Genomic DNA, 23,283 nt, shown 5'->3' with positions numbered 1-23,283 from the left:
TTGCGAGCGCCAACTTTTGGCGCTCCGCAATGAGGCCACACATAGCACGCAGCACCGCGCCAACTGGGAACTCATCTCTCCCCAAACGACTCCCTCGCCATCTCCCGGAAGCGCTCCCGCTTCCCAACGAGGTTTCGGAAGTACGTGATATCCCTCAGCTCATGCCGGGAGCTGTAGAGGGCCTTCTTCTCCTCGCCTATGTGCTCTTCGATGATGAGCTTCATGGACTGACCGGTATCCTCGGAGGACGGTCGCGTATCCTCCAGCGACTTCGCCTGCTTGTGGTCTGTTACGAAGAACCGCAGTGAGCCCTTCGTTCCTGTGCGCCGGGCGATGCGGCCATTCTTCATTTCAAAAATCGTGCTCTTGCTAACAGCTAGGGCCACCGGGGATGTGCCTGACTTCGGCCGGCAGGTGAACAGGTCCTGGCTGCCGCTCATGTAGAGCACTGCGAAGGGCAAATTGGACGTCGTCACCGCGCGGTATAAATGCCCTTGCTGAACCGCGAACTGTTTCAGCATGGCTGCGAACAGCTCATCAGGAATGTAGGCGTCCAGAAATCGTTCAGCAATGATATGTAGAGCATCTGGCTCCCTCACAAGGAGTTGCAATACGTCGTTTGCAAACCTACTGCTGGAAGGCCGCCTCTCGTTACCGTTGAAAGACCGTGGATTTGCGAGGGAACACTCGTCGTATGCCTCCTCATCATAGTCGGCTATGCCTTGCACATTGAATGCGGTGTGCTTGGCGTACAGCGGTAGACTCCGCCCCGCACCATCAACCCTCGTATCGACGTCCAGATTGATGACCTGAACCGGGTTATCGCATTCAGGACAAGTTGCATAGTGCCGCACCTTCCCGTCTCGCTCTTGAAACCACGGATATTTCTTACTTGTTGCAGCGTGGAACACGGCTGGCGAGCGAAGCTCAATCCAATCCCCATTACCAGGCCGGAGTTTGAAAACATTCACTGACTACCCCATCGCGAAGTTAAATGTGTCGCAATAATCATATTTAACTTCGCGGTTGGCAAGGACTATGCGGCTTCGCGTGCTACCTCTTCTACCTGTGCCACCGCCCTTGATAAGGGCAGACTTCGATTCACGCTCGTGGTCGGCGCGCTCTAGATGTTCGCAGTGGCACAACAATCGGCGTCAAAGGCGATGCTGCTATGGATTCGGGCCGTGTGGCCCGCCGCACCGATAGTTGAAATCAATCACCATGGCAAACGAACCACAAGTGCTTTATTCGGCGGTAACGACTTTACTCATTCGGACCCGGAGACAGTCGACCGCAGCATAAGGTTTAGCGGGCGAAACCGGTAACGACTTTATTGTTTGCGGACAGTGGGGGCGGGGTGAATCCAGTGCGGCAGGTCAGGCGGACGCTGACGGCTCCGGCAAATGGTCAAGATAGCGACCGACCACGCGCTCCAGCGCGGAGAGCTTGCCGGTAAAGAAATGGTTGGCGCCGGGCACGACCACGACGGGCATTTCCTGCGGACGCGCCCAGTCCAGCACGGCGCCGAGCGTCACGCGCTCGTCCTTCTCGCCGTGCACGACCAGCGCCGTCGAGGGGACATCCGGCGTCTCATAGCTGCGGTGCCCCGGGATGGTCCCCCACGGCATGCCCGTGAGGATCACGTGCGGACATGGCAGCCCCTGGCTGCCGAGTGCCTGCACCGTGCGCGCCATGACATAGGCGCCGAACGAGAACCCCGCCAGGACCAGCGGCAGGTCCGGATATTCCTGGCGGAGATGGTTCACGACCGTCACGGTGTCAGTGGTCTCGCCGTCGCCAGCATCGTGTTCGCCCTCGGTCTCGCCCACGCCGCGGAAATTGGGGCGCACCGTCACATAGCCGCGCGCGGCCAGGGCTTTCGCGAGCACATGCGGGACCTTGTGCGTGGCCGTGCCGCCTTGCAGCGGATGCGGATGCGCAACGACTGCGATACCACTTGCCGCCGTGCGAGGCATATCGACGATCAGTTCGATCCTGCCCGCTTCGCCCGCCACGAACATCTTCCCGGTCCCCGATTGCAATGCCATTCCTTTCCTCGCGAATTGCCACGTCTGCCTGATGCGCGGGCCACACGGCCCAGACGCGATGGTACAGGCTGGTGCCCTTCCCCGCGTTCGCACCATGCTTTCAGGACACTGCTGCGCGAGCCTTTCGCTACAATCGTCGCGACCCAAAGGGACCCGACTCCACAGGCGCAGACAGACGATGGACATCAAGCACCTACAACTGTTATCCGACATCGTCGAAGCCGGCAGTCTCAGCAAGGTTTGCGCGTCACGCGGCATCGCGCAGTCCGCGCTCAGCAAGCACATTGCCGCGCTGGAAAGCGAGTTCGGCGCGAAGCTGTTCTACCGCACGGGCCGCGGCGTGGTCCTGACGGAATTCGGGCAGTCCATCATGCCGCGCGTGAAATCACTGCTCGGCGAATTCGAACTGCTCAGGAACGATATCCGGGACCGTGCCGAAGTGCCGAGCGGCCCGGTCAAGCTGGCCCTGCAGGCGTCGATCACGCAGCAGATCGTTGGCCCGCTGTTTCAGCGCGTGCGCGCGGATTTCCCGAAGATCGAATTGCGGCTGATGGAGGGGTTCGCGGGCAATATCGAAGAAGCGCTGGCCAGCGGCCGCACGGACGTGGGCGTGTTTTCGCGCTATGGCGAGCGCATCCACAAGACCGACGAAAAGCTCGCCACCGACGAGCTCTACCTGATCGCGCGGGCGGGCGATCCGAATGTGGCCAGCCCCAGTTGCAGGTTCGCCGATGCCGCGGCGCTGCCGCTGGTGCTGCCGGGCGCGCCGGATGGCTTCCATATGATGCTGCTGGACGAGGCGAAGAAGGCGGGCGTTCAGCTGAACACGCAGATCGAGGTCGATTCGCTGACCGCCATGCGCGAGATCGTCGCCAACGGTGCGGCCTACACGATCCTGACGCGGCAAGCGGTGGAAGTTGACATGAAGCTCGGTCGCATTGGGGTGAGTCGAATCGTTGATCCGGTGCTCACGCGGACGCTGGTGCTGGCGACCAGTACGCAGCGGCCGCTGACGTATGCGAGCCGGACTGTTATTGAGTTGATTCGGAAGTTGACGCGGGTGTGAGGGGTGGTTGGGATTGAGGTGTCGTTCTTGGCGGGCGCCGGTGGTTCGGCGGCGTGGCCGGCGGGGGCTTTGTGGTTGGGATTGGGGGTGTCGCTCTTGGCTGGCGCCGCTGTTTCGCCGGCGTAGCCGGCGACCTACTCTTTTGTCCGAGCGACAAAAGAGTAGGCAGAAAAGCGCGTCGTTGCCGCTGGCCATCAATTCCACGGCGGCAGTGGTTCCAACGGCTTTGGACGCCTGCGATGGTGGTCAGCCGTTCGACCCTGCTACGCCATGTGAGTCAGAACCTGTGCCTCGCGCGGCACGGCTTTTGGACGATCCCCAAGACGGACTCGGGTACAGCGTTCCAATAAGATCAGTGGTGGGACGCCTTCGGCTGCGCTGCGCGCACGTAGTCGTCTGGGTGCACGCTCATCAGCGTCGCCGGCGCCCGAGTCCAGATTTCCTATCTCTGCGCGCATGCAAGCGCGGCATCTTTACCCGGGCCTGATTTGCCCTGGGCCTGCGTGCTCAGACTAGGGCTCTGCGCGCAGCGCAGCCGAAGGCGATCACACGATATCGCTCGCAGCAGGGGCCACGAACGCTTGCAGGGCTCGTTCAATCAGCGCTGTATTCCCACTCACGGTGGTGCCCCACGCGGCAGGCAGCGTAATTCACTCTGAAGCCCATACCCGTACAACACCCTCAGCACACTACGATAAAAATTCGCCCCTTTGGGGCAACCAAAACGCGTTTTTGGTTACTTTTGTCGCTCGGACAAAAGTGACTCGCCGGCTACGCCGGCGAAACAGCAGCGCCTGCCAAGCACGACACCCCGCAATTCAGCAAAAGATCTGACTTGAAATCGTCCCATTCAGTCAGCCGCAAACACAGTGCGAACAGTACCAAGCCCCGCGATGGTAGTGTCGATAATATCCCCCGGCGCAACAGTGACCATAGGCCCGAGCGCCCCGGTCATGATGACGTCGCCCGCGTGCAACGGCCGTCCCACTTCCGCCATCTTGCGAGCGAGCCACAGCGCAGCGTTGAGCGGATGGCCAAGGCACGCGGCGCCCACGCCAAGCGATACCACCTCGCCCTTGCGCTCCATGAGCATGCCGCACATGCGCAGATCCACCTCCGACAGCTTGCGCGGCTGCGTCCCAAGCGCGTACAGGCCCGACGACGCGTTGTCCGCCACGGTGTCCAGCAGGCGGATGTCCCAGTTTGCGATACGGCTGCCGACAATCTCGACAGCCGGCAACACATAAGCGATCGCGGAGATCAGCTGCGACAGCGTGACCTGTTCGTGCTTCAGATCGCGCTCCAGCACGACGGCCACTTCCGCCTCGACCTTCGGTTGCAGCACGCGGTCGAGCGCGACTTCCTCATCGGGAGCAAGCTCCATGTCAGCGAACAGCATGCCGAAATCAGGCGCATCGACGCCAAGCTGCTGCTGTACGGATTTCGACGTCAGACCGATCTTGCGGCCCGTCAGCCGGCGACCGCTGTCGAGGTAGTACGCGGTATTGATGTCTTGTACCGCGTACGCGCCTGCAACGCCCACGGCGGCCAGTGCGTCCCGCACGGGCGGGATCGGCTGGTTCTGCTGCGCGGCACGGCGCAGCGATGCTGCCAGAGTCTGCAGCATGGTGGTGTCCATATTCATGTGCGCCTTACAGCGGAAGATTGAGGTTGTCCTGGCTCGCGAACACGAGCTTCCAGGGCTTCATGACGACGCTTCGGAACAGCGACGCCTTCGCGAACGGATCGTTGGCGGCGAGCTTCGATGCCTCGCTTTCATTGGCGACTTCGTACACGAACAGGCCGCCGCTGCCGTCGGCGAACGGGCCGGCGATGACCAGCCGTCCGTGTTGCAACAGGTCCTGCAGATAGGCGCGATGGGCGGGCCGGAACTGCGCAAGGCGCTCGGGCTCGTTGGCGTACTCGACGATGGCTGCGAATTTCATGGGACGCTCAGTGATGGAGGAAACCGGTGGAGATCCACGGCACTGCCGCCACGACGACGGTGCCGATGAACAGGAAAGTCATGTAGCGCCAGATATGGCGCACGCCTTCGCTCGGCTTGGTGCGGCTGATAGCGCAGGCGGCGTAGTAGCCGACGCCGAACGGCGGCGCGAACAGGCCGATGCCCATGGCAAGCACGACGACCATCGAATAGTGCACATCGTGAATGCCGAGCTGGCGCGCGATCGGGAACAGCAGCGGCCCGAACAGGACGATTGCGGGAATGCCTTCCAGCACGCTGCCGAGCAGGACGAAGGCCACAATCGAGACCGCCATGAAGGCGGGCACTCCGCCCGGTAGTTGCGCCATGGCCGCTGCCAGGTCACCCGAGAAGCCCGACTGCGTGAGCGACCACGCCATGCCGGTAGCGGTGCCGATGATCAGCAGGATCGCGCCAGACAGGGCCGCCGTATCGACGAGTGCCGGCCAGAGCTGCCTGACGTCGAGCTTGCGGTACACAAGCAGGCCGACGATGAGCGCGTAGACGATGCCGATCGTGGACACTTCCGTCGCCGTCGCCACGCCCTCCACCACCGCGGCGCGCACGACGAACGGCAGGGCGAGCGCTGGCAATGCCACGACGAGGCTCTTGCCGATCATGGCCCGGGTGGCACGCGCGCTGCAGGCGCTGCCGTTCTTGCGGGCCTGCCACCACACAACCAGGCCGAGCACCAGTGCCAGCACGATGCCCGGCATCAGCCCGGCCGTGAACAGGTCGGCAATGGAGATGCCCGTCACCGAGCCGATGGTGATCAGCACCAGGCTCGGCGGCACCGTTTCCGTCTGCGCGCCGGTTGCCGCGAGCAGTGCGACCATGTCGCCATCATCGGCGCCGCGCTTCTTCATCTCCGGGAACAGCGCCGGCGCCACGGCCGCCATGTCCGCCGCCTTGGAGCCCGAGATGCCGGAGACGAGATACATCGCTCCGATCAGCACGTACGACAGGCCGCCGCGAATATGGCCGAGCAGGTTGGCGAGGAACTGCACCATGGCGCGCGCCATCGACGTCATCTCGATCAGCACGCCGAGGAACACGAACATCGGCACCGCCAGCAGGATCAGGTGCGACATGCCTTCGTCCATGCGGCCGATCACGACAATGGTCGGCGTGGACGTGGTCAGCGACAGGTAGCCGAACGTGGCAAGACCGAACGAGAACGCGATCGGCACGCCCGTGAACACCAGCAGGCCAACGATGCCGACAAAGAACACGAGCAGGTTGGCATTGCCGAGTCCTTGCAAGGCGGGCTGCAGCAGCACCAGTCCGCCCACGACCGCACCGCACGCAATGAGCGCCACCAATACCATGCGCAGGCTCGACGTGGACAGCAGCCGCACCACGCTCATCAGCAGGATCAGCGCGATGCCGAGCGGCAGCGCGGCGGCACGCCAGGCGTTGGAAATGTCCAGCGCCGGCATGGTCACCGCGGCCTCCTCGCTCGCGAATTCAAAGGCGGGATGCGCGACCAGCGCGAGCCACGTGAGCGCGGCAACCGTGGCGACGAGTTCGAACACGCCGCGCCATTTCGGCGCCGCGGCATCGACGAGCGCCGTCATGCGCATATGGCTGCCGCGCCGGAACGCCACCGCGGCGCCGAGCATGATGAGCCAGATGAACAGCAGCGACGCCAGCTCGTCGACCCACACCAGCGGCGTGTGCAGGACATAGCGGCTCAGCACGCCGCTGAACAGCACGCCGATCTCGGCCACCACGAGCAGGGCCGCCGGCACTTCGGACATTACGCCCAGCGCCTTGTCAGCCAGTTGCAGGACGCGCGCCGGTGTGTGGCCAGGAAGCGCCCCGGCATGGGACTCCATGCCCGGGGGATTGATATCGACCATATGCGTGGACATGTCCCGCCTCCGTCATTGCTGCGGCAAGCCAAGTACGTTTGCCTGGATCTCCGGATCGACGAAGCGATCCAGCCGTTGCGGGTAGACCGTGACCGTGATCTCGCAGGAGCCGGTACCGACGGTTAGCCCCAGAAGATGGCCCCCCGCGCCCTGGAACGTGCCGTCCGTGACGGTGCCATGCGCGTGGATCGAGGGCTTGCCCTCTTTCCATGCGATGGAGCCGGTCATGTTGGCCATTTCGACATTGCGGTACGTCTTCGGATCGAACTGCTTGCGGCCGAAGTCGTAGAAGCCGAACGTGGCTTCGGACATGAAGCCGATGCCGACAAAGCTGGCGCTCGGGATATGCTCGTCCCGCGCGAGTTGCTCGAGGTTCTGGAGCACGTTGTCGCCATGCCGCAGCACCATCAGGTAGCCCGTCGGCGTCTTCATGTACTTGCCCTTCAGCTCCTGCGCCGCGGCACTTTGCGTGCCCATGCAGGAAAGGGTAAGGCCGAGCGTGACGAGCGATGCCATGCGCGCGAGGAAGGTCATGATGTCTCCTGGAATTCTGGGTGAGCGCAGCCGCGGCGGTGGCGTGCAGCCACCGGCCAGCGGTGCCGGATTGGAAATGCCGTGGGTTGTGGTCAGGCCAGCTTGCCCGAATACTGTTCGAGCAGCGCCCAGGTTTCAGCCGGGAATTTCTTCTGCCAGTCGCGGTAGAAGCCCGCCTTGCTCAGGTAGTCGCGGAAAGCCTTCACATCAGGCTGGTTGAACACCATGCCGCGGCCTTTCAGCTCTTCGCGCAGGCGGGTGTTGAGCGCATCGACGGCCTGCCGCTGCTTGACGGCATACGTATCGAACGTGGTGGCTGCCAGCTGCCGCAGGTCCTCGGGCAACGCGTTCCACGTGCGCAGGTTCGCGACCAGCCAGAAGCCGTCCCACACATGCGACGTCAGCGAGCAGTACTTCTGGACTTCGTAAAGCCGCTGCGTGCCCAGGATCGTCAGCGGATTCTCCTGGCCGTCGACGATCTTCGTCTGCAACGCGGTGTAGGTTTCCGCCATGTTGATGCCTGCCGGCGCAGCACCGAAGGCCTTGAACATCGACGTGAGTGCGGGACTCAGCGGCACGCGGATCTTGAAGCCGCTCAGGTCCTGCGGCGTGTTGATCTGCCGGTTGCTGCTGGTGACCTGGCGGAAGCCGTGGTCCCAGATCTTCGGCAGCGGCATCAGGTTGACCTTCGCGAACGCGCCGCGGATATGCGCGCCGAGGTCGCCATCCATGGCCTTCCAGACGTGGTCATAGCTCGGGAATGCAAACCCGATCCCGCTGATGGAAGCTGCGGGCACCAGCGTGCCCCAGATCAGGCCCGCCGTGCTGACGAGGTCGATGGCGCCCGAGCGGACCTGCGACACCATGTCGGTGTCGCTGCCGAGCTGGCTGTTCGGAAATACCCGGATGTTCAGGCGGCCGTTCGAAGCACGCGCAATCTCGGCCGCGGCAGCGGTCAGGTTGACGGTCGTCGGGTGAGTCGCATCGAGCGCGATGCCGAGCTTGTAGTTGTACGTTTGCCCCGCGGCACGCGCCGGTGTGTGGATCATCAGCCCGGACGCGGCCGAAGCCGCCGCCAGCGCAATCCCCTGCTTGAGCGCCAGGCGGCGCCCGTTGTTGAACCCGCTCATGGTTTGTCTCCTGCGGTCTGATCTTGTAGTGTTTCCGGCGTTCCGCGCGATTCCCACGCGATGCGGCGGCGGCCGCCGGGAGGCCGCCCGTGGCACATGTGGTGCCCTTCTGTTTTTATGCCGCCTTGGCCGGACGTCCGCTGAGGTAGCGCGAAAAGCTGCGCGCACCGTCCCAGTCCTGGATCAGCGTCAGCCGCCGCTTCAGGAACAGCCCGTCGGCCACGCGTTCGGCAAAGGCCTCGAACGTTTCGGTCGGGTCGTCGATCTCGAACACGAAATAGACCTTCGCTTCTTCGTTGGACAGCCACGGGCCGGCGAGCAGCTTGAGGTCGCCAGGCAGGTTGTGCGGGCGCACGCCGTTGCGCAGGTTGCCCAGAAAATCCACGACCCCCTGCATGGTCTTCGGCGACATGTCGCGCAGCCAGACTTCATTGAAAAACTTCGGCATCTTCGTTCTCCTTGTCTCGATGCAGGTCAGGCGTTGGCGACGCGATCGGTGTAAGCCTTCATCTGGTCCCAGCCCGAAAGCAGCGTCAGCTTGCGCCGCGCGAACAGGCCGCTGACCACGCGCTCGGCGTAGGCATCGAACATGGTCGACGGGTCGTCGATCTCGAAGATGAACATCACCTTCGCCTCCTCGGCCGAGAGCCAGGGGCCGGCGATCATGCGCAGGTCGGGCGGAAGGTTGTCGGGCTTGGTGCCGACGCTCAGGTTGCCGAAGAAGGTCACGGCCTCTTCGATCAGTTCCGGCTTGATATCGCCAAGCCAGACTTCGTTAAGGAACAGGGGCATTGATGTCTCCAGTCATCGTTCTCGCCGCGAGTGGAAGGGTGCAGCGCGATGACCGAAGCATATGAAAACGCGTTGCCGCGTCCTATGCATAAAGCGAGATATCAGCCTTTCCTGAGGGAGGGAGGTGCCCGCCTCGCATGCATGCTTGCGAGCGGGCGACGGCGCCAGAAGGCATGCCCCGGGCGCCGCATGGGCTATGCGAAGTCTGCGTAGCGGTCCGGATCATCGGGCATCGTCCACTTCGTGAACTCCGCCGGGAGCTTCGGTGCGTCGAGGGCAGGTTGCGCGGTGGCCTGCGCGACCTGTGCAGCCAGCGTGGCCCCGGGAACGTCGATGACTTCCTCGCCATCCTCCGACCAGCACCTGAGTTTGACCGACATGGTCCCTCCTGCAGGTAATGCCAGGCTGCTTCGCGGTGCGAGGCGGCGCCTGGTGCGCCAAATCTTTACCGTAGGGCAGTTTCTTGACGATTTGCTGACATGGGTGTCGGCGGCAGTACATCGATCACACCATGCCGGAATCTCAGGCTCGAGTTTTGTAGAGATCGCTACAGCATTGAAGACAAGGCGATGGCAGTCCTATCATCGGTCCATGAACAGCGAAGACTCGTGGACGCTGCTGATCGTCAGCCTGCCCACTTCCGGCGCCACCGCCCGCATGCGAATCTGGCGCACCGTCCGTGCGCTCGGTTGCGCCGCCTTGCGCGACGGCGCCTACCTGCTGCCGGGCGGCCATGCGCAATGCGTCACTTTGCAAGAGCTTGCCGACGAGACCCGCCAGCAAGGCGGGCAGGCCTGGCTGCTCGACGTTCGCCCGCAGGATCCGGACGAGCATGCGGCCTGCCTGGCCTTGTTCGACCGCAGCGCCGACTATGCCGACTGGCAAGCCACGCTGTCGGACGCGCGCAAGACGCTGTCCGGGCTGGGCAGTGCGGAACTTGCCCGCCTGTTGCGGCGGCACGGGCGTGCCTACGACGCCATCCGAAAGGTCGACTTCTTTCCCAACGATGCATCCGTGCAGGCCGAGGCCCAGTGGAAGGACTTTTCGGCCGCTATCGAGACGCTGCGCTCGCCGGGCGAACCGCGGGGCGCGGCCGGCAACGTGCCCCGGCGCGACCGGTCAGGCTACCAGGGCCGGCTCTGGGCAACCCGGCGCCGTTTATGGGTCGACCGTGTCGCCTGCGCCTGGCTGATCCGGCGCTTCATCGACCCGCATGCCAGCTTCCTCTGGATCGACGCACCGGCAGACTGTCCGGCCGATGCGCTTGGTTTCGACTTTGACGGCGCGACATTCACACATGTCGGCGACCTCGTCTCCTTCGAAGTGCTGCTGGCCAGCTTCGGGCTGGACGGGGACCCTGCCCTGCATCGACTGGGCACGGTCATCCACGCGCTGGACATCGGCGGCCCCGCCGTGCCGGAAGCCAGCGGCTTCGAGGCGGTTTTGGCCGGCGCCCGCGAACGGCACACCAGCGACGACACCCTGCTGGCGGAAATCAGCCTCGTGCTGGATTCGCTCTATGCCCACTTCTCGGCCAGCGCCCGGCGCTGACGCCATACCTGTCAAGCGGACCACCATGAACAAGCCCCAGCCCTCCGCCATGCAGCATGCCACGGCTGCCGCGCAACCGCCTTGCACGCTCTGGCAGCTCGTGCGCTATTTCTTCCGCCTGGGCACGTTCGGCTTTGGCGGCCCGGTGGCGCTGGCGGGCTACATGCACCGCGACCTGGTGGGCGAACGCGAGTGGATCAGCGATGCCGACTACCGTGAAGGCCTGGCGCTCGCGCAGCTGGCGCCGGGACCGCTGGCGGCACAGCTGGCGATCTATCTTGGCTACGTGCACCACCGCATTGCCGGCGCCACGCTGGCAGGCATTGCATTCGTGCTGCCGTCCTTCCTGATGGTGCTGGCGCTCGGCTGGGCCTATGTACGGTTCGGCGGACTGTCGTGGATGCAGTCGGTCTTCTATGGGGTCGGAGCCGCCGTGATCGGCATCATTGCCATCAGCGCGTACAAGCTGACCGTCAAGAGCGTAGGCAAGGACAGGCTGCTGTGGGCGATCTGCCTGGTGCTTGCGGCCGTGACCGTCGCCACGGAATCGGAGATCGCCTGGTTGTTCCTGGCTGCCGGCGTGGTCGTCTGGTTCTGGCGCGCGCCGCCTGCATGGCTGCGCCACGGCGGCGCCAGCGCGATGGCGGCCACGCAGCTTCCGGCGGCCAGCGGCATGGCAGGTGCGGTCGACTGGCCCCTGCTCGCGCAGGTCGGCGTGTTCTTCGCCAAGGCCGGTGCCTTCGTGTTCGGGTCGGGCCTGGCCATCGTGCCGTTTCTCTATGGCGGCGTGGTCACCGAGCACCACTGGCTGAACGACAAGCAGTTTGTCGATGCCGTGGCCGTCGCCATGATCACGCCCGGGCCGGTGGTGATCACGGTGGGCTTCATCGGCTATCTGGTCGCGGGCCTGCCCGGCGCATGCGTGGCCGCCGCCGCAACCTTCCTGCCGTGCTACCTGTTCACGGTGCTGCCGGCTCCGTACTTCAAGAAGTACGGCAAGCTGCCCGCGATCCAGGCCTTTGTCGACGGCGTCACCGCGGCCGCGGTCGGTGCCATCACGGGCGCGGTGATCGTGCTGGCCAGGCGCGCCATCGTGGATGTGCCGACCATCCTGCTGGCGCTTGGCACCGTTGCCTTGCTGTTCCGGTTCAGGAAGCTGCCGGAACCGGTGATCGTGGCCGGCGCGGCCCTGGCGGGTCTGGCCATTTATCCGCTGCTCCACCACTAGTCCACTGCACCAGGGGCACGCCGATGCGGGCCAGGCTCGCCAGTATCCTCCTGCCGCCGGGTATCGACCCGGTGGCCCTGACGCTGCTGCTGGGCCGCGCCCTGCGCGGCATCTGCGATGGCTTTGTCGCCGTGCTGCTGCCGGCGTACCTGCTGGCGCTCGGCTTCGATCCGCTCGCAGTCGGGCTGATCGGCAGTGCCACGCTGGCGGGGTCCGCGCTGGCAACCATCCTGGTCGGCGTACTCGGGCACCGCTATCCATTGCGGCGCATGCTGACGCTGGCCGCCGCGCTGATGGTGGCGACGGGCCTCGGCTTTGCCGGACTATCCTCGCTGTGGCCGCTGGTGATCGTTGCCTTTGTCGGCACGATCAATCCCGGCTCGGGCGATGTCAGCCTGTTCCTGCCACTGGAGCACGCACGCCTGGCGGATGCGGCCAGCCCGCAGGCACGTACGGCGCTGTTTGCGCGCTACAGCCTGAGCGGTTCGCTGGCATCGGCCTTCGGTGCGCTCGCGGCAGCGCTGCCAGGCTGGGCTGCGGGACATGGGATGCTGGCACCGCTCGCGGCCATGCGCGCGATGTTCGTGTTGTACGCGCTGGTGGGAGGCACGCTGTGGTGGCTCTATGCGCGGCTGCCTGCACACGATCCGCACGCGGACGCGCCGCGCGTACCGCTGGGCGCATCGCGCAGCATCGTCATGCGGCTGGCTTTGCTGTTCAGCGTGGACGCCTTCGCCGGCGGGCTGGTGGTCAATGCGCTGCTGTCGCTCTGGCTGATGCAGCGCTTTGGCCTGTCACCGGGCGATGCAGGCCGGTTCTTCTTCTGGGCCGGGCTGTTGTCGGCGGCATCGCAGCTCGTGGCCGTGCCGCTGGCGCGCCGCGTCGGCCTGTTGAACACCATGGTGTTCACGCATATCCCGTCCAGCCTGTGCCTGATTGCCGCGGCCATGGCGCCTGCACTCGTGCCGGCGCTGGTACTGCTGCTGGCCCGCAGCGCACTGTCGCAGATGGATGTGCCGACTCGCACCGCCTACGTGATGGCCGTGGTGACGCCCCCCGAACGCCCGGCAGCCGCCAGCCTGACGGCGGTGCCGAGAAGCCTGGCCGCCGCGCTTGGCCCCACGCTGGCGGGAGCCATGCTGGCCGCAGGCTGGGCCGCTGCGCCGCTGGTGGCTTGCGGCCTGCTCAAGATCGGCTATGACCTTGCCCTGCTGCGGGCATTCCGGCGCGTCGAGCCCGAGCGGTAGCCCGCGTGCGAAAAACCGCGGCCGGCGCTACAGCCCCGCCGCCCACCCGGCCGCGGCAGCCACCGCCACGACGAGCCAGGGCGGCAGCCGCCACCACATCAGCGCCACCAGCGCCGCGACGGCCAGCCCGAAATCGAGCGGTGCATGCACCGCGCTCGTCCACACGGGCTGGTAAAGCGCAGCCAGCAGCAGACCGACCACGCCGGCATTCACGCCCGCCAGCGCGGCCTGCGCGCGCCGGCTGCGGCGCAGGCTTTCCCAGAACGGCAGCACGCCGATCACCAGCAGCATGCCGGGCAGGAAGATCGCCACCAGGCACAGCAAGCCGCCGACCCAGCCGGACGGTTCGCTCTGCATCGCGGCACCAAGAAACGCGGCGAAGGTGAAGAGCGGCCCGGGCATGGCCTGCACCACGCCGTAGCCGGCCAGGAACGCATCGCGGCTCACCCAGCCGGTCGGGATCACGGCCGCGTCCAGCAGCGGCAGCACGACGTGGCCACCGCCGAACACCAGCGCGCCGGCGCGAAAGAACGCGTCGAACATCGGCACCGCGCCTGCGCTCGCATGACGGGCAAGCAAGGGCAGCCCGGCCATCAGCACGGCGAAAAGCGCCAGCGCCACCAGTCCCGCGCGATGGCTGACCGGCATCGGCAAAGGATCATGCACAGGCGCCGTCTCGGCACGGATCAGCATGAGGCCCGCGATGGCCGTGGCGGCGATGACCGCGACCTGGATCCATGGCCCGGGCACCGCGACGGCCAGGCACGCGGCAATCGCCATGATGGTCACGCGCAGCGTGTCCGGGCAAAGGTTGCGCGCCATGCCCCAGAACGCCTGCGCGACCACGGCCACGGCCACGAGCTTGAGGCCGTGCAACAGGCCCGGCGGAACGCCGGCTCCCCATGCTGCCAATCCCTGCGCGAAAAGGATCATGGCCAGCGCCGATGGCAGTGTGAAACCTGTCCACGCTGCCAGCGCCCCCGCATATCCGGCGCGCGACATCCCAAGTGCGAGGCCGACCTGGCTGCTGGCCGGGCCAGGAAGGAACTGGCACAGGCCCACGAGATCCGCGTAGGCGCGTTCGCTCATCCAGCGCCTGCGTGTGACGAATTCGTCGCGAAAATACCCGAGATGCGCCACCGGCCCGCCGAACGACGTGAGTCCCAGCCGCAGGAATACGAGGAACACCGACAGGACGCCGGGATCGCGCGTACCGCTGTCGTTGGCTGCATCGGGTTGCGTCATCGGGTTGCGTGGCGTCGCTGCCATGCGTGCTCCTGGTAGGGTCGGTGGGATTGGCGCCGCGCCAGCTGCCGGTGGCGACCGTCGCCGATTTTAGGGCAGGCCCCAGCCTCCTCGGTGACGATGTCTCCACTTCCCTCCAAAAGACGAAGAAACCGTGCTGCATTCAAGGAGGTATTACCCCAATCAAGTTAGTCAAAGGGGCCGCCGTTATGGCGGGGACGGACGCCAGAAGTCCGATGACACCGAGCAAATGGGGAGAAACAGAGGCAATGCTGCAAAACCTGAGTCTGAGGAAAAAGCTCTTGCTGCCACTGGTGCTGAGCTGGGTATGCCTGCTTGGCATCACGCTGTGGAATGCATGGCAGATGCGCGCGCTGCGCATGGAGGAGCGCCGGCTGGACCTGGCGCACGTCACCGATACCGCGGTGTCGGTGGTGGCCGGGTATGAGGCGCTGGTCAAGGCGGGCAAGATGCCGCTGGAAGACGCCAAACAGCAGGCGCTCGATCGCGTGCGCGCGATGCGCTTCGGCGACGACGGCTACTTCACGCTGATGCGCTCCGACACCGAGGTGCTCATGCATCCGTTCAAGACCGACATGATCGGCAAGAAGATGGAGGACACGAAGGATCCCAACGGCACCTACCTGTTCCGCGATATCGCCGCCATCGGCAAGGGCTCCGGCAAGGGCTTCGTCCATTACCTGTGGCCCAAGCCCGGCGCCGAGGCGCCGCAGCCCAAGCTCAGCTATGTCGCCAACTTCCGCCCGTGGGACTGGAACTTTATCGCCGGCCTGTACCTGGACGACATCGAAGCCGCGTTCCGTGCGTCGCTGCTCAACGCGCTGGCGTTGCTGCTTGGTGTAGGCGCGCTGATGACGGTGGTCATGCTGCGCGTGGCCGGCAGCCTGCAGAAGCAGCTGGGCGGCGAGCCCACGCTCACGTCGCAGATTGCCACGCGTATCGCCGAAGGCAACCTGAGCACCACGGTCGAGGTGCGGCCCGGCGACGAGCACAGCGTGCTGTACGCCATGCAGCAGATGCAATCGCGCCTGACCGGTGCGATCGGCAGCATCCGGGGCTCGGCCGATTCGATCGCCGGCGCGGCCAAGCAGATTTCCGCCGGCAACTCCGACCTGTCGCGCCGCAGCGAGGAGCAGGCGGCTTCGCTGGAGGAAACCGCGGCCAGCATGGAGCAGCTCACCAGCACCGTCCGCCAGAGCGCCGACAATGCGCGCCAGGCCAGCCGCCTGGCCGAGGGCGCGTCCGAGATCGCCGTGCGCGGCGGCAGCATCGTCAGCCAGGTGGTCACCACCATGGGCGACATCAAGGAAGCGTCGGGCAAGGTGGTCGACATCATCGCCGTGATCGAAGGCATTGCCTTCCAGACCAATATCCTGGCGCTGAACGCCGCGGTCGAAGCCGCACGCGCCGGCGAGCAGGGCCGCGGCTTTGCCGTGGTGGCCGGCGAGGTGCGCACGCTGGCCCAGCGCAGCGCCACCGCCGCGAAGGAGATCAAGGCGTTGATCGGCAACTCGGCGCAGCGCGTGGAAGACGGCGCCGTGCTGGTCGAAGGCGCGGGCAAGGCCATGGACGAGATCGTCGAGGCGGTCAAGCGCGTCACGGACCTGATGGGCGAGATGCGGGCGGCCACCGAAGAGCAGACCGGCGGCATCGAGCAGGTCAACCAGGCGGTGTCGCAAATGGACCAGATGGCGCAGCAGAATGCAGCGCTGGTCGAAGAAGCTGCCGCCGCCGCCGCGTCGCTGGAAGACCAGGCGGCTGCCCTGCACCACGCCGTCGGGCAGTTCAGGCTCGCCGGCGCCTGAGCGGCGGGGCGGCATCGCGCGGCCATGCCACCTGCCGTGGCCGCGTGTATGATGGATCGCAGCGGGCGGCGCCAGCGAACGAGCGGGACTGGCGCCCGCCGCGATCCCTTCCACAGCAGGAGCAGATCATGATGGCATTCCTTGGCACCGTGTTCGTCGGCCTCATCGTGGGACTGATCGCCCGGGCCATCAAGCCCGGCGACGACAAGATGGGCTGGATCATGACGATCCTGCTCGGCGTGCTGGGCTCGGTGGTAGCCGGCTTCGTCGGCCGCTCGATGGGCTGGTACCAGCCGGGCCAGCCGGCCGGCTGGATTGCCTCGGTGCTAGGGGCGATCGTGCTGCTGGTGCTCTACGGCATGGTACGCCGCAAGGGCTGATCCACTTTCATCACGTCCGCCGACGCGGTCGCACCTTCCGGCGGCGACGCCAGGGCCTCGGTCCGCGGCAGGCGGATCTCCTGCGGCAGGTCGCGGCAGCGCAGCAGGGCCTGTTCGCTGCCCGGCGTCGCCATCGATGCCACCTGCGGCGCCAGATAACGCAGCACCCGCACCGCCAGCGCGCTGGTGAAGCTGTAGCGCGCGGCATAGGGCTCGCTGACGTTGACAGTCACGGTGCCGAAGAAGCGCTCGCCAAGCACGAACACGAACGTGGCCGAACGGTTGACCGAACGCGACGAGATCAGCCGGCCGCCCGGGCCATAGGTCTGGAAGCGCTGGTCGCCGGTACCGGTCTTGCCGGCAATCGGGACCGGCGCGCCGCCCTTGCCCGGCACCACAAACGCCCCGGCAATCGACTTGGCCGTGCCGCGCTCCACCACATCCAGCATCGAACGCCGCACCAGGTCCGTGATTTCCGTCGGCAGCAGGCGCTTGCCCGGTTCCGGCTGGAGCACGAAGCGCGTCGCATAGGGGGTGTTCGCGGCAAAGTCCAGGCTGCGCAAGGTCGCGGTCTGCGTGGCCATGCCGCCGCTCTGGATGATGCCCACCAGTTCCGCGAGCGCCGCGGGTCGATCGCCTGACGCGCCGATCGCAGTCGCGTACGACGGCGTCAGCGAATCGAACGGGTAGCCCACCCGCTGCCAGCGCTTCGCGATGCGCTGGAATGCCTCCTGCTCCAGCAGCGTGCGGATGCGGTTGTCCTGCCCGTACTTGCTGTGCGAGCGGAACAGCCAGCGGTACACATACTGCCGCTCGTCCTTGCTGTCGTTGAGGATCTGCGACAGCGTGGCGCCCGGGTTCTTGTCCAGGTACTCCACCATCCACAGTTCGAGCGGATGGACGCGCGACAGGTAGCCGCGGTCATTGAGGTTGAACTTGTCGTGGCCGTACTTGCGATAGAGCGCCGGCAGGTCCTCGCCGGCAAGCTGCTTCTCGGACATGCGCGAGCGCATGATGCGCACGAAGCTCTCTTCATCGAGATCCGGCCGCGCGCTCAAGAGTGCCACCGACATGCGCACCGCCGTATAGTGCGCCGTGCTCACGCGCACGCGTCCGAGCAGCGTCGCCAGGCGCTGGTCCGAATCCTTGCCGCGGTAGCGCTGGTAGAAGTTCGTCATGTACGCAGTGCCTTCCTGGTCGGCGAACCGCTCGAGGTACACGCGGCGCTCGGGCGCATTGCGGTCCTCGAAGATATTGCTCATGTCCACCTTGCCGTGGAACAGCTCATAGCGCACGATGTCGCGCATCATGCGGATGAACACCAGGTTGACCGAGTGCTGGAAGCCCACGCGCACGGTCATGATGCGCTCGCCCTCCCAGCGCTCGAAGTTGGTGAAGCTCTGCAGGCCGCCGCCGGTGTAGAAACCTTCACCCGCGCTGCCCGAATACTTGCGTTCCATCGCGGCGTCGAGCATCGCTGCCAGCGTGCGATCCTGCGGCGTACGCGCCTTGGACAGGTAGTCGATCGCCCAGCGGCTCAGGGCATCCGGCTTCGCGACCTTTACGCCGGCCAGCTCTTCCTTGCTCATGTCCGCGTAGCGCGCGTGCAGTTCGCTGAGGATCTCCAGGTACGTCACCAGTGTACGCAGCTTGGCCGTGGAACCCAGGTTCAGGCGTGCACCGCTGTTGATGTCGAACGGCTGGTCGATGTTGTCGGCCTGCACCCGCACCACGCTGGCATTGCCCACGCGCTCGAACAGCGTGAAGCTCGCTACCAGCCTGGACGGGTCGTCCTGTTCGCGCAGCAGGTTGTGGCCATACAGTCCCATGGTGTGCGCGTCGGGCTTGTTGCGCATGCGCAAGAGGGTATCGGTGACGATGCGCTGCGCTTCACGGTTGATGGTGCTGTCCGCGGTCAGGTCCAGGCGGTCCATGTCGTAACGGCTGTCCACGCCGGTCAGGCGCCCGATGTCCGCACGCACGCGGTTGATCGCCTTGCGCGTCACGAACGGCTCCTGTGCGGGCCGGACCGGCGGCGCGGCCTTGTCGAGCGACTGCCGCAGCGCGACATCGCGCAACTCCGGCGTGATGACGCCGTTGGCGGCCAGCAGGCGCAGGTAGCTGCCGGTCAGCGCGTCGAGGTTGGTGTCATCGCGGCGCAGATGGTAGGACGGCCGGCGCTGCGAGATGATCAGCGACAGCGCGCGCTTGAACGCCTGTGCCTCGCGGTCGGTCGGCGCGCGCGAATCCATCTGTTTCATCAGGCGGTTGACTTCGCCGAAGTCCTCGCCATACCAGACCCACAGTGCGTCGCCGATGCCATTGACTTCACCAAAGCCCACGCGCGCGGACAGCGGTACGGTGTTGAGGTAATCGACCACGATGCGCTCGCGGGCGCGCTGGGTATCGGGGCCGTCCATATAGGCGCGCAGCGAGGCCGACGCCATCTGCCGGAATTTCTCGGGAATCGATTGCGTGCGGCCTTCGGGCGAGTGCCGGTATTTTTCGATCTGCGTGGCGAGCGTGCTGCCGCCCGGCGATTCATGCGAACTGTCGGCAAAGCGGATGGCCCGGTCGATCACCGCGCGCGACAGGCGCTTCCAGTCCAGCGCCGGGTTCATGCTCGGGTATTCGGGATTGAGCAGGCCCTGGTTCTCGACGTACAGCAGCGCGCCCACAAGCACCGGCGGCACGGCGTCAAAATTGTCGTACTGGCGTTGGGGATAACGCTCGAACACCAGCGTCATGCTGTTGCAGTCGCGCAGCACCAGGCCGGCCTGGTTCTTTTCGCGGTATGGCGGAAAGATGCCCTGGTCCATCAGGCGGATCATCTCGGGCGACATGCGTGCCTGCTCGGCCGGCACGAAGCCGCGCTCGCCGAGCCGCTGCGCGATCTGTGGCAGGCGGCCGTAACCCATCCGGGCGTCGTAAGGGCCCGAATGCGGGAACCTGATGCGGTCACTGGCGCCAGCCTGCACCTCGAAGGTCAACTCGCTGGCAAAGCGGCCAAGGTAGCGCGCCTGCCATTGCGAATTGCGCACTTCATTCGATACGAGGCTATAAACGACATACCCGCCCCCACAGAGGGCGACTGCCAAGCCAGCGAAGATCCAGCCACGTCGTGCCACGTTTTGGCCATCCCGTTCTACCGGCACCCTCGGCGCGGTCTTCACGCCGGTCCCAAGTGCTTGGGTGGTGCGCAACCGTTGCGCACACCGCTTTACTGAATATTAGTAGGAACGCGCGCGCGGCGCAGGGAGAGCGTGAGCCCTTGCGCGGCTGTTGCCACAAAACATCGCCGGCAGCGAGCCACGCATCGTCCACTTGGCCGCGACTCAGGCAGCTGGCGGTGCCGCCACGGGTACCGGGCGCCCCCCGAACGGGTAGCTCGGGTCGTTGTAACCATGCGTCGACGCATGGCCCGGCGTGACCAGCGCATCGACCATGGCTTCTTCTTCGGGCGAAATGGCCACGTTCATCGCGCCGAAGTAATCTTCGAACTGCGCCAGCGTGCGCGGGCCCGCAATCACCGACGTGATGATCGGATTGGCGAGCACCCATGCCGTGGCGAACTGGCCCGGCGTGAGGCCGCGCGCCTCGGCATGCACCTTGAGTTGCTGCGCGATGATGAGCGATTCCTCGCGGAACTCGGTTTGCATCATGCGGCGGTCGGCGCGGCCCGCACGCGTGCCGCTGGCCGGTGCCTGGCCCGGCTGGTACTTGCCGGTCAGCACGCCGCGCGCGACGGGGCTGTATGGCACCACGCCCAGGCCATAGTGTTCGCACGCGGGCAGGATCTCGACTTCCGGCATGCGGTTGAGCAGGTTGTAGTACGGCTGGCAGGCCACCGGGCGCGGCACGCCGAGCTGGTCGCACAGCCGCGCGATCTCGGCAATGCGCCAGCCGCGGAAGTTCGAGACGGCCCAGTAGCGGATCTTGCCCGCGCGCACGAGATCGCCCATCGCACGTACGGCTTCCTCGAGGTTCTCGCCCGCGTAGTCGCGGTGCAGGTACAGGATGTCGATGTAGTCGGTGGCCAGGCGGCGCAGGCTCTCCTCGGCTTCTCGCAGGATCCACACGCGCGAATAGTGCGATTGGTTTGGTCGCGCCTGCATGGGGTTGCCGAGCTTGGTCGCCAGCACCCAATCGTGCCGATCGCCCGCAAGCAGGCGCCCGACCATCTGTTCGGACGCGCCCTTGCTATAGACGTCGGCAGTATCGATGAAGTTCACCCCATGCTCGCGCGCGCTGGCGACGATGCGCGCCGCTTCGGCTTCGTCGGTCTGGTCGGCGAACATCATGGTCCCCAGGCACAGCGCGGAGACCTTCAGGTTGCTGGTACCAAGGCGGCGATATGGCACGTCGTGCGTGGCGATGTCAGGCATGGCGGTTTCCCTCTTTTGCAAGATCAATGTCCGTAATGTTCGTATTGCCGGCAGCGCGGCCGGTCTGGCATTTTGCCGCGAATGCGCGAAACGCGCAGACGCCCCCATGCCCAATAACAGTGCCGTCGATGCGCAATGTCCATCGTGCGGGCGAAGCCGATGGACGCCGTTTATCGCATCGACGATATCGCGCCTCGTAAAGTGGTGCGATATACAGCCCTTACACATTCTTACAGCAGTTATGCGGCGTCTTGCATAGCCTTGAAACGCTCCGGGCAGCAACGTCGCAATGCAACATGCCGGGGATCAATGGCGTTCGCGCCTCGCTCTTCCGCTCGCGTTAGCCGCTTCAGCATGACGCGGGCCAAACACCAGACCGGCTTTCCCGGTCGCACAGCAGTCCCGTCCCTTGCCCACGCTGGCCAGGGGACGCGGTGGATAAGAAACAGTTGTTTGGGGGATGACGACCACGCTTGCGCGCAAGGCCGCAGGGCCGCGTGCGGGTAACGATCGCCCGTGCTGCCTCGATCCCTGTCGCGGCGGCGGGGGAAGCCTTTACGTGCGTGAGGATGCCATGAACAAGAAGCCAGACCCTCGGCCCATGTTGCCGGCCCGGATGCAGCCGCCCCCAGCGAAGGCCGAGGAGCCGCTGGTACGCCGACGAAGTCGCGAGATCGGCCTGAGGCCGCTGTGGCAGATCGTGCCGCGCGTGGCCAGCTACGGGATGGTCGCCTTCATCATCTGGGTCATCCTGTCCGTGATGTTTCCCCCGGTATTCAATCGCTCATCCGAGCGCGCCGTGGTCAACAGCCCGGTCAACCTGGTGACCACGCCGGTCGAAGGCGTCGTCACGCGCCAGGCCGTCGCCATGGGCGGTACGTTTTCGGCCGGACAGCCGCTGATGACGCTGCAGAACTCGAACCTGGACCGAGCGCTGCTGGTGGACCTGACGGGCAAACGGCTCGACAACCAGACGCGCCTGGAGGCGGCGCGGGCCAAGCTCGCTTCGGACCAGACCCGGCTCGCGTCGACGACCCAGGAAATCCAGCGCTACCAGTCGGCGGCGCAGCGTGAACACGCATCGCGCATCAAGGGCATCGAGGCGAAGCTTGCCGTCGCGCGCCAGCAGATCGACCAGCAGGAAGACGTGGTCAACCGCAACCAGGCCATGCAATGGGCCGGCGCGGTCAGCGAAGCCTATACCGATGCCTCGCGCAACCAGCTCACCGTGCTGGCCGGCCAGCGCGATGCGATCCAGGCGGAGCTGGAGAGCGCGCGCGGCAGCAGCGAGGCGGCGCGCGGCAAGGTCTACATGAGCAGCGCCGACGGTGCCGTCGGTGCGCTGGTGCAGCGCCAGGACGAACTGCGCGCGAGCATCGCCCAGGAGCAGTCGGAGATCGCGCAGTTGCAGGAATACGGCGAATCCGTCGACAAGATGGTCGCCGCCGAGCAGGAGCGGCTGGACCGCGTTTCGAACCTGGAAATCAAGGCCTATACCAACGGCGTGGTCGAAGACGTGCTGGCGCCGCCGGGAACGCGTGTCGCGGCGGGCGCCACGCTGATGCGCACGACCAACTGCAGCCAGCCCCGCGTGGTCGCGGTATTCCCGCGCAGCCTGAGCAAGGATCTGCTGCCCGGCACACGCGTCACGGTGCACGTGGATGGCGTGGGCAAGCCCGTGTCCGGTGCGGTGGCCGAAGTCCTGCCACGCGCGCCCGACGGCGATCAGGCGCGCTACTTCGTGCCCTTCCCGCCGATCGAGAAGAACGAGGTCTACCTGATCGCGCGACTCGACAAGCCGCTGCCCGACCTCCCCGCAACCGGCACGCAGGAGACCGACCGCTGCGCGCTGGGCCACTGGGCCAAGGTCAGCCTGAACAGTTCGTGGCTGAGCAGCCTGATCTGAGCCCGCTATCGACGTCAACGCGAACGCCCGCAGGATGGAGGACACCGTGCAGCGTCATACGATCCCGACCTGTCCGATCCGGACCCT

20 protein-coding genes are annotated in these 23,283 nt (G+C 65.7%); 7 read left to right on the top strand and 13 right to left on the bottom strand.

Annotated elements, in window-relative coordinates; genetic code table 11:
• Positions 1-71: 71 nt before the first annotated feature.
• Entirely contained in the window at positions 72-854 is a 783-nt protein-coding gene (locus KHO41_RS23285; RefSeq protein ID WP_211955643.1) for a hypothetical protein, read from the bottom strand.
• 522 nt (positions 855-1,376) lie between these two features.
• Positions 1,377-2,048: an alpha/beta hydrolase gene (locus KHO41_RS23280; protein WP_211955642.1), complete on the bottom strand. Its 672-nt coding sequence runs from the start codon at positions 2,046-2,048 to the stop codon at positions 1,377-1,379.
• 178 nt (positions 2,049-2,226) lie between these two features.
• Here KHO41_RS23280 and KHO41_RS23275 point away from each other — a divergent pair, with 178 nt between their 5' ends.
• Complete coding sequence (locus KHO41_RS23275; RefSeq protein ID WP_211955641.1) at positions 2,227-3,114, top strand: LysR family transcriptional regulator; 888 nt, start codon at positions 2,227-2,229, stop codon at positions 3,112-3,114.
• Positions 3,115-3,964: 850 nt separating this feature from the next.
• Here the strand turns inward: KHO41_RS23275 and mhpD are convergent.
• From mhpD to KHO41_RS23235, 8 genes are all read right to left on the bottom strand, one after another.
• Positions 3,965-4,759, bottom strand: a complete 795-nt coding sequence (gene mhpD, locus KHO41_RS23270; RefSeq protein ID WP_211955640.1) for a 2-keto-4-pentenoate hydratase — start codon at positions 4,757-4,759, stop codon at positions 3,965-3,967.
• 7 nt (positions 4,760-4,766) lie between these two features.
• Entirely contained in the window at positions 4,767-5,060 is a 294-nt protein-coding gene (locus KHO41_RS23265; protein WP_211955639.1) for a YciI family protein, read from the bottom strand.
• 7 nt (positions 5,061-5,067) lie between these two features.
• Positions 5,068-6,972, bottom strand: coding sequence for a TRAP transporter large permease (locus KHO41_RS23260; RefSeq protein WP_211955638.1), 1,905 nt, complete (start codon positions 6,970-6,972; stop codon positions 5,068-5,070).
• A 12-nt stretch (positions 6,973-6,984) separates the two neighbouring features.
• Positions 6,985-7,506 carry a PPC domain-containing DNA-binding protein gene (locus KHO41_RS23255; protein ID WP_011301334.1) on the bottom strand — a complete coding sequence of 174 codons (522 nt, stop codon included), beginning with the start codon at positions 7,504-7,506 and terminating at the stop codon, positions 6,985-6,987.
• Positions 7,507-7,598: 92 nt separating this feature from the next.
• Entirely contained in the window at positions 7,599-8,636 is a 1,038-nt protein-coding gene (locus KHO41_RS23250; protein WP_211955637.1) for a TRAP transporter substrate-binding protein, read from the bottom strand.
• Positions 8,637-8,751: 115 nt separating this feature from the next.
• A complete protein-coding gene (locus KHO41_RS23245) occupies positions 8,752-9,084 on the bottom strand; it encodes a hypothetical protein (RefSeq protein WP_211955636.1) in 333 nt (110 codons plus the stop codon).
• Between the two features lie 26 nt (positions 9,085-9,110).
• Positions 9,111-9,428, bottom strand: a complete 318-nt coding sequence (locus KHO41_RS23240; protein ID WP_211955635.1) for a hypothetical protein — start codon at positions 9,426-9,428, stop codon at positions 9,111-9,113.
• A 194-nt stretch (positions 9,429-9,622) separates the two neighbouring features.
• The gene (locus KHO41_RS23235) at positions 9,623-9,808 is read right to left on the bottom strand and encodes a hypothetical protein (protein WP_211955634.1); all 186 of its coding nucleotides are present in this window, start codon (positions 9,806-9,808) and stop codon (positions 9,623-9,625) included.
• Between the two features lie 211 nt (positions 9,809-10,019).
• Here KHO41_RS23235 and KHO41_RS23230 point away from each other — a divergent pair, with 211 nt between their 5' ends.
• Genes KHO41_RS23230 through KHO41_RS23220 form a run of 3 tightly spaced genes read left to right on the top strand, consistent with a single transcriptional unit; the run spans position 10,020 to position 13,454 of the window.
• Positions 10,020-10,979 carry a chromate resistance protein ChrB domain-containing protein gene (locus KHO41_RS23230; RefSeq protein WP_211955633.1) on the top strand — a complete coding sequence of 320 codons (960 nt, stop codon included), beginning with the start codon at positions 10,020-10,022 and terminating at the stop codon, positions 10,977-10,979.
• A gap of 25 nt (positions 10,980-11,004) precedes the next feature.
• The gene (locus KHO41_RS23225) at positions 11,005-12,207 is read left to right on the top strand and encodes a chromate transporter (protein WP_244873985.1); all 1,203 of its coding nucleotides are present in this window, start codon (positions 11,005-11,007) and stop codon (positions 12,205-12,207) included.
• A 23-nt stretch (positions 12,208-12,230) separates the two neighbouring features.
• On the top strand, positions 12,231-13,454 hold the full coding sequence (locus KHO41_RS23220) for an MFS transporter (protein ID WP_211955632.1): 1,224 nt from the start codon (positions 12,231-12,233) through the stop codon (positions 13,452-13,454).
• 27 nt (positions 13,455-13,481) lie between these two features.
• Here the strand turns inward: KHO41_RS23220 and chrA are convergent, their stop codons facing one another.
• Positions 13,482-14,723, bottom strand: coding sequence for a chromate efflux transporter (chrA, locus tag KHO41_RS23215; protein WP_376989725.1), 1,242 nt, complete (start codon positions 14,721-14,723; stop codon positions 13,482-13,484).
• Between the two features lie 245 nt (positions 14,724-14,968).
• On the opposite strand from chrA, the gene KHO41_RS23210 reads away from it, so the two are divergent.
• A complete protein-coding gene (locus tag KHO41_RS23210; protein WP_211955631.1) occupies positions 14,969-16,525 on the top strand; it encodes a methyl-accepting chemotaxis protein in 1,557 nt (518 codons plus the stop codon).
• A gap of 128 nt (positions 16,526-16,653) precedes the next feature.
• Positions 16,654-16,905, top strand: a complete 252-nt coding sequence (locus tag KHO41_RS23205; protein WP_211955630.1) for a GlsB/YeaQ/YmgE family stress response membrane protein — start codon at positions 16,654-16,656, stop codon at positions 16,903-16,905.
• Here KHO41_RS23205 and KHO41_RS23200 read toward each other — a convergent pair.
• Complete coding sequence (locus KHO41_RS23200) at positions 16,878-20,033, bottom strand: transglycosylase domain-containing protein (protein ID WP_244873984.1); 3,156 nt, start codon at positions 20,031-20,033, stop codon at positions 16,878-16,880. The two genes, KHO41_RS23205 and KHO41_RS23200, sit on opposite strands and share 28 nt — an antisense overlap.
• Before the next feature lie 207 nt (positions 20,034-20,240).
• On the bottom strand, positions 20,241-21,290 hold the full coding sequence (locus KHO41_RS23195) for an aldo/keto reductase (RefSeq protein ID WP_211955628.1): 1,050 nt from the start codon (positions 21,288-21,290) through the stop codon (positions 20,241-20,243).
• A 574-nt stretch (positions 21,291-21,864) separates the two neighbouring features.
• On the opposite strand from KHO41_RS23195, the gene KHO41_RS23190 reads away from it, so the two are divergent.
• Positions 21,865-23,196 carry an HlyD family secretion protein gene (locus KHO41_RS23190; RefSeq protein ID WP_211955627.1) on the top strand — a complete coding sequence of 444 codons (1,332 nt, stop codon included), beginning with the start codon at positions 21,865-21,867 and terminating at the stop codon, positions 23,194-23,196.
• Positions 23,197-23,283 lie beyond the last annotated feature (87 nt).

The organism is Cupriavidus numazuensis (genome assembly GCF_905397435.1).
GTDB lineage: Bacteria > Pseudomonadota > Gammaproteobacteria > Burkholderiales > Burkholderiaceae > Cupriavidus > Cupriavidus numazuensis.
Note: the sequence above shows the minus strand (reverse complement) of the source record. Positions and strands in the feature narration are given on the sequence as shown.

Coding starts and splice junctions, on each gene's coding strand:
- KHO41_RS23280 (WP_211955642.1), bottom strand. CDS start 2,048: ATGGCATTGCAATCGGGGACCGGGAAGATGTTCGTGGCGGGCGAAGCG.
- KHO41_RS23275 (WP_211955641.1), top strand. CDS start 2,227: ATGGACATCAAGCACCTACAACTGTTATCCGACATCGTCGAAGCCGGC.
- mhpD (WP_211955640.1), bottom strand. CDS start 4,759: ATGAATATGGACACCACCATGCTGCAGACTCTGGCAGCATCGCTGCGC.
- KHO41_RS23265 (WP_211955639.1), bottom strand. CDS start 5,060: ATGAAATTCGCAGCCATCGTCGAGTACGCCAACGAGCCCGAGCGCCTT.
- KHO41_RS23260 (WP_211955638.1), bottom strand. CDS start 6,972: ATGTCCACGCATATGGTCGATATCAATCCCCCGGGCATGGAGTCCCAT.
- KHO41_RS23255 (WP_011301334.1), bottom strand. CDS start 7,506: ATGACCTTCCTCGCGCGCATGGCATCGCTCGTCACGCTCGGCCTTACC.
- KHO41_RS23250 (WP_211955637.1), bottom strand. CDS start 8,636: ATGAGCGGGTTCAACAACGGGCGCCGCCTGGCGCTCAAGCAGGGGATT.
- KHO41_RS23245 (WP_211955636.1), bottom strand. CDS start 9,084: ATGCCGAAGTTTTTCAATGAAGTCTGGCTGCGCGACATGTCGCCGAAG.
- KHO41_RS23240 (WP_211955635.1), bottom strand. CDS start 9,428: ATGCCCCTGTTCCTTAACGAAGTCTGGCTTGGCGATATCAAGCCGGAA.
- KHO41_RS23235 (WP_211955634.1), bottom strand. CDS start 9,808: ATGTCGGTCAAACTCAGGTGCTGGTCGGAGGATGGCGAGGAAGTCATC.
- KHO41_RS23230 (WP_211955633.1), top strand. CDS start 10,020: ATGAACAGCGAAGACTCGTGGACGCTGCTGATCGTCAGCCTGCCCACT.
- KHO41_RS23225 (WP_244873985.1), top strand. CDS start 11,005: ATGAACAAGCCCCAGCCCTCCGCCATGCAGCATGCCACGGCTGCCGCG.
- KHO41_RS23220 (WP_211955632.1), top strand. CDS start 12,231: ATGCGGGCCAGGCTCGCCAGTATCCTCCTGCCGCCGGGTATCGACCCG.
- chrA (WP_376989725.1), bottom strand. CDS start 14,723: ATGGCAGCGACGCCACGCAACCCGATGACGCAACCCGATGCAGCCAAC.
- KHO41_RS23210 (WP_211955631.1), top strand. CDS start 14,969: ATGCTGCAAAACCTGAGTCTGAGGAAAAAGCTCTTGCTGCCACTGGTG.
- KHO41_RS23205 (WP_211955630.1), top strand. CDS start 16,654: ATGATGGCATTCCTTGGCACCGTGTTCGTCGGCCTCATCGTGGGACTG.
- KHO41_RS23195 (WP_211955628.1), bottom strand. CDS start 21,290: ATGCCTGACATCGCCACGCACGACGTGCCATATCGCCGCCTTGGTACC.
- KHO41_RS23190 (WP_211955627.1), top strand. CDS start 21,865: ATGAACAAGAAGCCAGACCCTCGGCCCATGTTGCCGGCCCGGATGCAG.